This is a genomic window from Paenibacillus taichungensis (assembly GCF_003287275.1).
In the GTDB taxonomy this organism is placed as follows: Bacteria; Bacillota; Bacilli; order Paenibacillales; family Paenibacillaceae; genus Paenibacillus; species Paenibacillus taichungensis_A.
In genome coordinates this window covers 1-3,130 of sequence record NZ_QEVW01000028.1, presented here as the reverse complement: position 1 = coordinate 3,130, position 3,130 = coordinate 1, and the positions used below count along the sequence as shown (strand labels likewise).

Here is a 3,130-nt window from a genome sequence, read left to right as displayed (position 1 = left end):
ATGCTATTGCGATGGTATCGAATGGGAGCGACTTTTGGCTTTGCGTAAGCAAAACAAGGGAAGCGAGCAGTCGAAACCGGAGCAACTGGTTAAGCTACTAAGAGCACACGGAGGATGCCTAGGCGCTAGGAGCCGATGAAGGACGTGGCGAACAACGAAACTGCCTCGGGGAGCTGTAAGCAAGCTTTGATCCGGGGGTGTCCGAATGGGGAAACCCAGCTGGGGTAATTTCCAGTTACTCATAACTGAATACATAGGTTATGTAGAGGCATACCAGGGGAACTGAAACATCTAAGTACCCTGAGGAAGAGAAAACAATAGTGATTCCGTCAGTAGCGGCGAGCGAACGCGGAGAAGCCCAAACCAGAGAGCTTGCTCTTTGGGGTTGTGGGACATCTCACATGGAGTTACAAAGGAGCCGGTTAAACGAAGAGGTCTGGAAAGGCCCGCCAAAGAAGGTAAAAGCCCTGTAGTTGAAAGTTGGTTCTCTCCGAGATGTATCCCGAGTAGTGCGGGGCACGTGAAACCCCGTATGAATCCGGCAGGACCATCTGCCAAGGCTAAATACTTCCTAGCGACCGATAGTGAAGCAGTACCGTGAGGGAAAGGTGAAAAGCACCCCGGAAGGGGAGTGAAATAGAACCTGAAACCGTGTGCTTACAAAAAGTCAGAGCCCGTTTTAGGGGTGATGGCGTGCCTTTTGTAGAATGAACCGGCGAGTTACGTTCCCGTGCAAGGTTAAGGTGAAGAGCCGGAGCCGCAGCGAAAGCGAGTCTGAATAGGGCGACATAGTACGTGGACGTAGACCCGAAACCGGGTGATCTACCCCTGTCCAGGGTGAAGGTGCGGTAACACGCACTGGAGGCCCGAACCCACGCACGTTGAAAAGTGCGGGGATGAGGTGGGGGTAGCGGAGAAATTCCAATCGAACTCGGAGATAGCTGGTTCTCCCCGAAATAGCTTTAGGGCTAGCCTCGGAAAACAGAGTCGTGGAGGTAGAGCACTGATTGGGTGCGGGGCCCGCAAGGGTTACCAAGCTCAGTCAAACTCCGAATGCCATAGACTTACTTCCGGGAGTCAGACAGTGAGTGCTAAGATCCATTGTCAAAAGGGAAACAGCCCAGACCATCAGCTAAGGTCCCCAAGTGTGTGTTAAGTGGGAAAGGATGTGGAGTTGCACAGACAACCAGGATGTTGGCTTAGAAGCAGCCACCATTGAAAGAGTGCGTAATAGCTCACTGGTCGAGTGACTCTGCGCCGAAAATGTAACGGGGCTAAACACACCACCGAAGCTATGGCTTGATGCTTGCATCAGGGGTAGGGGAGCGTTGTATAAGGGTTGAAGGTGTACCGTAAGGAGCGCTGGACATTATACAAGTGAGAATGCCGGTATGAGTAACGAAAAGATCAGTGAGAATCTGATCCGCCGAAAGCCTAAGGGTTCCTGAGGAAGGCTCGTCCGCTCAGGGTAAGTCGGGACCTAAGGCGAGGCCGAAAGGCGTAGTCGAAGGACAACAGGTCGAAATTCCTGTACCACCGTAAGCCGTTATGAGCAATGGGGGGACGCAGCAGGGTAGTGACGCGGACTGATGGATGTCCGTCTAAGCAGTGAGGCTGATGTGTAGGCAAATCCGCACATCGTAAGGCTGGGCTGTAATGGGGAGCGAAAATTATAGTAGCGAAGGTCATGATCTCACACTGCCAAGAAAAGCCTCTAGCCAGGTGATGGTGCCCGTACCGCAAACCGACACAGGTAGGCGAGAAGAGAATTCTAAGGCGCGCGGAAGAACTCTCGTTAAGGAACTCGGCAAAATGACCCCGTAACTTCGGGAGAAGGGGTGCCCCGGTAGTGTGAATAGCACGAGGGGGCCGCAGTGAAAAGGCCCAAGCGACTGTTTAGCAAAAACACAGGTCTGTGCGAAGCCGTAAGGCGAAGTATACGGGCTGACGCCTGCCCGGTGCTGGAAGGTTAAGGGGAGCGGTTAGGAGCAATCCGAAGCTGTGAACCGAAGCCCCAGTAAACGGCGGCCGTAACTATAACGGTCCTAAGGTAGCGAAATTCCTTGTCAGGTAAATTCTGACCCGCACGAATGGCGTAACGACTTGGGCGCTGTCTCAACGAGAGATCCGGTGAAATTTTAATACCTGTGAAGATGCAGGTTACCCGCGACAAGACGGAAAGACCCCATGGAGCTTTACTGCAGCTTGATATTGAATTTGGGTACGATCTGTACAGGATAGGTGGGAGCCTTTGAAACGTGAGCGCCAGCTTGCGTGGAGGCACCGTTGGGATACCACCCTGATCGTATCTAGGTTCTAACCTGGTACCGTAATCCGGTGCGGGGACAGTGTCAGGTGGGCAGTTTGACTGGGGCGGTCGCCTCCTAAAGAGTAACGGAGGCGCCCAAAGGTTCCCTCAGAATGGTTGGAAATCATTCGAAGAGTGCAAAGGCATAAGGGAGCTTGACTGCGAGACCTACAAGTCGAGCAGGGACGAAAGTCGGGCTTAGTGATCCGGTGGTACCGCATGGAAGGGCCATCGCTCAACGGATAAAAGCTACCCTGGGGATAACAGGCTTATCTCCCCCAAGAGTCCACATCGACGGGGAGGTTTGGCACCTCGATGTCGGCTCATCGCATCCTGGGGCTGAAGTAGGTCCCAAGGGTTGGGCTGTTCGCCCATTAAAGCGGTACGCGAGCTGGGTTCAGAACGTCGTGAGACAGTTCGGTCCCTATCTGTCGTGGGCGTAGGAAATTTGAGAGGAGCTGTCCTTAGTACGAGAGGACCGGGATGGACGTACCGCTGGTGTACCAGTTGTTCCGCCAGGAGCACCGCTGGGTAGCTATGTACGGACGGGATAAGCGCTGAAAGCATCTAAGCGTGAAGCCCCCCTCAAGATGAGATTTCCCAGTATGTAAGACCCCTTGAAGACGACGAGGTAGATAGGCTGGGGGTGGAAGTGCAGCAATGCATGGAGCTGACCAGTACTAATCGGTCGAGGGCTTATCCAATATGCAGGTTATGAATCGCAAATTTCGTTTCGGATCTAGTTTTCAGAGAATAATCTCTGAAATGAAAATCGGTACATCACAGAATGTGTGTATGATTTTCAGTTCCATAATGATTTCA

The 3,130-nt window shown here is 52.8% G+C and carries 1 rRNA gene; it reads left to right on the top strand.

Going from position 1 to position 3,130, the window contains the following annotated elements:
* The first annotated feature begins 87 nt into the window (after positions 1 to 87).
* Positions 88 to 3,012: ribosomal RNA gene (locus DC345_RS29620) — 23S ribosomal RNA — on the top strand.
* Positions 3,013 to 3,130: the final 118 nt, after the last annotated feature.